Source organism: Enterobacter sp. WCHEn090032 (genome assembly GCF_003986875.1).
GTDB lineage: Bacteria > Pseudomonadota > Gammaproteobacteria > Enterobacterales > Enterobacteriaceae > Enterobacter > Enterobacter sichuanensis.
Genome location: NZ_RXRN01000013.1, coordinates 146954 through 153954 on the forward strand (window position 1 = coordinate 146954; position 7001 = coordinate 153954).

Here is a 7001-nt window from a genome sequence, read left to right on the forward strand (position 1 = left end):
TTATTAACGGTGTTATCGGCACAGCCCACAGGAACTTTACATTTGCGAAAGGGAAAAGCGCGGGGGTTAAAACGCCACGTCGACAATCAGCGTGTCGGTGTAGGTTCCGGCGGGTGGCGTGGTCTGGCTGGTCAGGACTTTGGCGGTGTAGTTATAGGTGCGCAGTAAACCGTCAGCGCTGACCTGCGATGAGGTCGCGCTGGTCCAGCGCTCGCTGCCGCTGCTGCCCCAGCGGTTAGTCGTGGCTTCTTTATAGATGTCATAACTCAGATAGTTACTGCCGCTCACCATCCGGCGCACGTTATTCAGCGCGTTGGCACCATTGTTAATGCCGATGGTATAGGTACTGCCTTTGGTACAGGTCACGGCAATCGCCTGCGAGACGGTCGGGAAACTTTGCACCAGCGGCGCGCTGTTAAAGTTAACATCCGGCGTGGTCATGGCGCTGCAGTCGTTGGTAACGGTCATATCCAACGTGATGCTGGTCCCTTTCGTTCCGGTCTGAAGCCCCGACAAACAAGCGTTGAGTACGCCCACCGAGCAGACGCTATAGGTGATGTCGAAGTTAAGCGTCACCTGATAAGGACCGGCGGTCACATTTTGCCCCGGGACCGTCCGGAAATAGAGAGGGATATTGTATTGTTTGCCGCCGATCAGGTTTAACAAGGTACTGCTGTCCCAGGTATAGGTTTTACTGGTTTGCACTTCGCTGTTGTTAGCGCAGCCCGACTGCCCGCACAGACGCGTCGGGATCACATCCGTGATGGTCGCGTTATCGGTACGCTTCATGGTCGCCCGACCATTGGCCGATACGGTTGCTGAGACAAAATTCAGCGTGATGGTGTCCCCGGTCAGCAAGTTCAACAGCGCATCACAGGCCACGACCAGCGTACCGGTAGTGGCCACTTCGCCAGATCCACTCAGCGCGAAAGAGGTCACACTCCCAAACGCGGCATTGACCGTACTGACCCGACAGTCAGCCCAGCTGCCGCTGGTCACCAGCAGCAGAAGCATACATAGCAGGCGCCTCATGGCCTCTCCCGACAAATCAGCGGGCCGTAGGTTTGCAGCTTATGCTCGGGATTCGCCCCCATGGTCAGGGTTGTCATGCAGCGTTTTCCGTCAGGTGCGATCACCTCCAGCGGGTTCACATCGTTAAGGTTTTCCAGCCAGGCGATGCCGTCATACCCCACCACCGCATTGCTGCGCGAGGCGCGTCGGACCTGACTGCCCACCGGGAGCGCCTGCCCGTGCGCGTCGTGCAGGATCACGCTCGCCACCCGCTCCTGCTCCATGGGGAAATCCACCAGATAGCCGCTGTGACGCCGGATAGCGATCCGCCGCTCGGTCTCTTTTAGTCGGGTATCTGCCGGCAGATTCAGGGTATCAATGCGGTAACTTGCCGGATAATAGGCCGACACCCCGCTGACCAGCAGATAACCGTTGCGATTGGTTTTCCCGACGGGCTGGTTCTCATAGCTGACGGGGACATCCGGGTGGCCGTCAGTGCTGATGACCACAAACGCGTCGTTGATCTTGTTCGCCGCAAACAGCTCGCCGTCCATCAGGACAATCGCGCCCATCGCCTCGCCCCACCAGGTCATCATCTCCCTTTCGCCATAGCCACCACCCTGCAGCTCAATCGTGTTGTTGCGCCAGCCCAGCGTGCCCTGCTGGTAATCACTGGCTTTCGACTGGTTGGCCCACGCCATGTTCCAGCTAAACCCGCCGTCGGAGGGCATGGAGTGGTTGTAGTTAATGCGCTGGGTACTGCCTGCTTGCGGGGTATGTTCAACGGTGACGGCGGCGCTGTCGAGGGCGCCCAGCGGGACCTGCAGCGACAGTGCGACCGTCCAGTCTCCCTGCTGCTGGTCCCGGCTCGCGGCGAGATAGATACTGCTCGCGCCCCACAAGTTACGGCTCCAGGAGAGGTTCAGCAGCTCCGTTTTTTGACTGTCAAAGCTCTCCACACCGATCCAGGCCGCCCCAATGTTGCCGTACTGTCCCAGATTGAAGGTCAGCGAGTACTGGTCCGTATTACGACTAAAGCTGGCGATGGGCCTGTCGTTTTCGTCATAGACCGTCGGCTGGTCGTAGAGGGCGAGATTGCCAAAGCCACGGTCGCGGCGCGAGTGCTGGGTGGCCACGCTAAACTCGCTGGTGCTGTACTGGTAACCCCAGTAGACCTGCCCGCCGGCATCCCCGCCCATGCGGCTTTGCGTGTAAGCGGTATTCACCACGCCAAACTGGCCGAGCTTAAGCACCGTCCCCACCCCACCCAGCGCCAGCGCCTGCGCCCCTTCCGCGTGGCCTTCCAGCGTCAGCCAGTCCGTTACCCCATAGCGATACGAGCCGCTGCCTGCCGCAGAGCCATAGTCGAAATTCTTAATGCCGTAATTGCGCCGCAGGCTGCCCAGGGTCACGGCACCGTCGCTTAGACCTTGTTTCAGCAGATCGCTGGTGACATAAAACGGTAGCGTGGTGCTCACCTGGCGCCCCAGCGCATCGGTGGTGACCAGCACCGCATCCCCGGCGCCGTTTATATAGGGCAGATTGGTCAGCGTGAAGGGACCCGGCTGAAGCTGGGTTGAGCCGGAGCGATAGCCATTGATAAAGAGATCGACCGAGGTGGGTACCGCGGCGTCCCCCGAGAACTCGGGCAGCGGCCATGTCACCAGGTCTGGGCGCAGGGAGAAATCCCGCCCGACGCTGATCCCGCCCATCCGCACACTGGAGCTCCAGGTCAGGGCGTCGCTGATCACATCGCCCACGCTCCAGCTTATGGCATCGTCTTCGTTTGTGAACAGCAGGGTCGTGTCATAGCGGACATACCCTTCCTGCTGACCGTCGTTACCGGTGAAATTTTCCCGCGCGTAGCCGGTGGAGGAAAACGAGCCGTTCTCGTTGAAGTAGCGAAACTCGTGCCAGAGCGAGGCCTGACCGCCGATGTGTTCCGTATGGTTGGTGTAGAGATCGTAATTGAGCAGCGCACCGCGGCCAAAGTGCGGTTTGGTCTGCGCCGTTTGCGCACCGAAGGGGGTCACGCGGGCAGTAACCCAGTCGCGGGGAACGGTCAGCAGCAGGCGCTGGGAGGCACTGTCGTACTCCACCCTCACCCGGGAAAGCGAGGAGAGATTCACCTCGCCGGTGGGAACATGCTCCGGGGGCAGCCCTGCGCGCAGCAAATCGGCGCTGGAGATAAAGAACGCGCCTTTTCGTTGCGTCACCGGCACGACCAGGCCGGTATCGTAATGGTTCAGCACGAGGGCAAGCTGAAAGACGGCCTCATCATTGATGGCCTGCGCCTGGGGAGGCGGCGGGAGAGCATCGTCGCCGGGCTCAGCCCAGGTCGCGGAACTGACGCAAAGCAGAATCATCATGACCGGCGTCAGTTGACGGGCGTCGACTGCCATTGTGCGTCCCTGGCATTAATCTGCGCGCTCATCCGCTCTGGCTGACGTACGCCTGCGGGTATTGGCCAGCTGCGGCTGCTGCCCGGCAGGACATAACCCAGTAATCCCTCCGCAATCGTGCGTTTCTGCCCTCCCTGCTCCAGCGCGACCTGACTCAGCCTGACATGGACATCCCCCCGATTCTGCACCTCCAGGGCCGGTTGTCCGCCCGCCTGCGTGACCCGCCAGCTCAGATTTCGGGTCTCCACCACCGCGTGATGCGCGCCCTCTTTTATGGTCGGGATCCCCTGGCCATAAACAAACAGCGGAATGGAATAACGCATCTGTAACTTGAGGCCAATGGCGGGTTCGGCTTTAACGTCAGCCTGAGGGATTTCATCCACAATAATGCGGTAGGCTTGCTCGGCGCCCGCAGGAACGGAGGCCTGTTTGATCAGGCGAATAAGCTGTTTACTGCCGGCGGCAATCGTGACGATGGGCGGGCTGGCGACCACATCCTGCTGCGCGGTATAACGTTCGTGCCCGTCCTCCTGCTTCCAGCGCACAATGCGCACCTGCATCGTCGTCGCGCTGTTTCCCTGGTTCTGGATCCACAGCTCCGTGGCCTTAGCGTCTGCCGCAAGCCACGGATCGATAGGCCATAACAGTATGGTGGCGGCCGCCTGTACCTGGCCTGTTACCGCCAGAACCCATGCCCCCGCCAGACCATAACGTCTGAAAAATGGCTTCATCGACACTCTCCCTTTATTACCATGACAAGGTCACGGTGAGCTGATCGGAATAGGTTCCTGCCGGGCTAAACCCGGTCAGTAGCGCCACGCCAAAAAGCGGCAGCGCGATATTATTGCTATTGGTATAGGTCACCGGTATCGCCTGGTTGACGCCTATTTCGCTGTTGGCAGCCAGCGAACTGCTGCTGTAGAGCCGGTATCCCACCATTTCCGGGCCATTGGTCCGTTTCATACGTCGAAGGGAGGCGTAATTTTGACCGCCATTTATGCTCATGCTCAGCGCCACGCCAGGCGTACAGGCAATGGACAATGCGCCGTTTGGTACAAAGCTGGTGCTTACCGGCGCGCTCTCGACACCGTTATGGCTGCCAAAATCCAGCGTACCGAGAAGGCCTCCGCTGCCGGTGGCCACCGCGCAGCCCGGTACAATGGTGGCGCTAACCTTAAAGGACTGTGATGTCACCGCCTCCGCCGTGGGCAGCATGAGCAATCCGACCATCAGCGCGAAAAATGGCTGCACGTGTCCCTCTGCGCATTTGCGCAGACCTCTAAGAGATGCCGTCATGGCCGTGCTGAACTAATAGGTTACGCTGACGTTTATCGTGTCGGTGTACGTGCCCGGTACGACCGTTACGCTGTTACCGCCGCCGGTAATACGCCCGTAAAGGGTGTAACTGTCGACGCCACCCGCCGTAGAGGCGGCCGACAACGCGGTATTATTGGCGATCACGGAGTTAAATCCGCTGTCGCTATACAGGCTGTACGCCACGCCCTGCGCCGCATTGGCCGTATTGACCAGATAACGCGCAGGGGTGCCTGGTGTCCCGACCACGGTACCGGGCGCGGTGGAGTTGGCGTTGCCGGTGATCGCCACCGAATAGCTGGCGGTGGTGCACTGGATGGTGAAGGTGTTTCCGCCGCTGGCGCCGGTTAATTGTGTGGTCAGGGTGGAAAACGTTGCAGGATGGGTGCCGAAATCCAGCGTACCGAAATTAATCCCATTTTGCGTGGGCGATCCGTTGATCAGACACCCATTTGTCAGCGTCAGCGTGGCCCCAATGGTGCCGCTGCTGGTCACGGCCAACGCCTGGTGGATGGTTGTCGCCATCAGTAAAGTGCCAGCGCAGATCAAAAGGCGTTTTCTTTTCATTTACCACCCTCCAGAAGACATTTCCGTTCCCATGCCACTTTTTATTTCGAGTGTTCAAGATGTTAGCCCCGCTTAACGTTCCTCTGAGGGGGTTATTGAGAATTTAGTTTACGGATATCGCTTCGACCACCCGGCGCATGGCAGGACACACCAATGTCTTATTGACACAGTTTATTTATAAAAAACAGAACGTTAAATTGAAAAGCAGAAATATTTTGCCGCTTTTACGGAGGATATATCCGCAAAAATGTGATAAGCGTCACAATATATCGTCGGCACATTAACAACAAAATTAATAAAACTTAAAAAGGAGTTGTAACCCCCTACCGTTTGCGTCAATTTATGTGCCGAATAATTTCCCGCGTTGTAATAAAAAATTTATATGTATCGACGCGGGCTCCATCAGAAGCGCATAGAGGGTCTTTTTTCGTGGCAAGTGCAAACAAACTCACACTCTTCATCGTGATATTCATGCTGGCGGGTATTCTTTCAGGGGCAGCAATTCATGAGTATGCATCTGCGGATGCCATCAAAGCCTGGTCGGATAACATTACCCTTCTGACCGATATCTTCCTTCGTCTGATCAAAATGGTCATTGCCCCCCTGGTCTTCAGCACGCTGACCGTCGGCATTATGAAACTGGGCGAAACCTCCACGATTGGTCGGGTTGGGGGCAAAGCGATGGTGTGGTTTATCAGTTCATCCGTGCTCTCGATTCTGGTCGGCCTGTTTATCGTCACCCTGGAGCATCCGGGGAGCGGCCTGAACCTGACTATCCCAACCGAGGCGGTTGATACTGGCCTGGCCGTGGGCGGCATGACGCTGAAGGCGTTCCTCTCTCACACCATTCCGACCAGTATCGCTGGGGCGATGTCGAACAACGAGATCCTGCAGATTGTGGTGTTTTCAATGTTCTTCGGCATTGGCGGCGCGTCGCTGGGGCAGAAATTCAACGCACCGCTGGTGGCCGCGCTGGATGTGGTTTCCCATATCATGCTGAAGGTGACGGGCTACGTGATGTACGTTGCCCCGCTGGCTATTTTCGCGGCGATTTCTTCCGTGATTGCCACGCAGGGTCTTGGCATTCTGTTGAATTATGCCTCCTTTATTGGCGGCTATTATGTTGCCATTCTTCTCACCTGCATGGTGCTGCTGGCCGTGGGTTACATGGTGTTGAAAAAAGAGGTGTTCCGTCTGGTCAGCATGCTGAAAGACCCGGTACTGGTGGCGTTTACCACCAGCAGTTCTGAAGCCGCCTATCCAAAAACCCTGGAGCAGCTGGAGCGTTTTGGCTGTTCACGCAACATTGCCTCTTTCGTGCTGCCGATTGGCTACTCCTTCAACCTGGTGGGTTCGATGGTGTACTGCTCGTTCGCCTCGATGTTTATCGCGCAGGCGTACAATATTCACCTGAGCTTCTCGGAAGTTACCGTTCTGATGTTGACCCTGATGCTGGCTTCAAAAGGGATTGCGGGCGTACCGCGCTCTTCGCTGGTGGTGCTGGCCGCGACGATCCCAAGCTTTAACATTCCGGTGGCCGGTATTCTGCTGCTGATGGGGATTGACCACTTCCTGGATATGGGCCGTTCGGCGATTAACGTGCTGGGGAATGGTATAGCGACCGCGATGCTGTCGCAGAATGAAGGCGCGCGGGACGCGGACGCTGAGCTGGTGGAGCAGGAAGTATAATGGCATAAAAAAGGGTGA

General features: G+C 57.7%; 6 protein-coding genes. 1 reads left to right on the forward strand and 5 read right to left on the reverse strand.

Translation table 11 applies throughout. The features are described from left to right. Window positions 1–66: 66 nt before the first annotated feature. Genes EKN83_RS13445 through EKN83_RS13465 form a run of 5 tightly spaced genes read right to left on the reverse strand, consistent with a single transcriptional unit; the run spans window position 67 to window position 5294 of the window. On the reverse strand, window positions 67–1032 hold the full coding sequence (locus EKN83_RS13445; protein WP_025756940.1) for a spore coat U domain-containing protein: 966 nt from the start codon (window positions 1030–1032) through the stop codon (window positions 67–69). Beyond that, on the reverse strand, window positions 1029–3413 hold the full coding sequence (locus EKN83_RS13450; protein WP_126801111.1) for a fimbria/pilus outer membrane usher protein: 2385 nt from the start codon (window positions 3411–3413) through the stop codon (window positions 1029–1031). The genes EKN83_RS13445 and EKN83_RS13450 overlap by 4 nt, the downstream gene beginning before the upstream one ends. Continuing rightward, window positions 3389–4144: a molecular chaperone gene (locus tag EKN83_RS13455; RefSeq protein WP_126801112.1), complete on the reverse strand. Its 756-nt coding sequence runs from the start codon at window positions 4142–4144 to the stop codon at window positions 3389–3391. The genes EKN83_RS13450 and EKN83_RS13455 overlap by 25 nt, the downstream gene beginning before the upstream one ends. Window positions 4145–4160: 16 nt before the next feature. Next, entirely contained in the window at window positions 4161–4709 is a 549-nt protein-coding gene (locus EKN83_RS13460) for a spore coat U domain-containing protein (RefSeq protein WP_025756943.1), read from the reverse strand. A gap of 12 nt (window positions 4710–4721) precedes the next feature. Further along, entirely contained in the window at window positions 4722–5294 is a 573-nt protein-coding gene (locus tag EKN83_RS13465) for a spore coat U domain-containing protein (protein ID WP_025756944.1), read from the reverse strand. Between the two features lie 429 nt (window positions 5295–5723). On the opposite strand from EKN83_RS13465, the gene EKN83_RS13470 reads away from it, so the two are divergent. After that, complete coding sequence (locus tag EKN83_RS13470) at window positions 5724–6983, forward strand: dicarboxylate/amino acid:cation symporter (RefSeq protein WP_025756945.1); 1260 nt, start codon at window positions 5724–5726, stop codon at window positions 6981–6983. Window positions 6984–7001 lie beyond the last annotated feature (18 nt).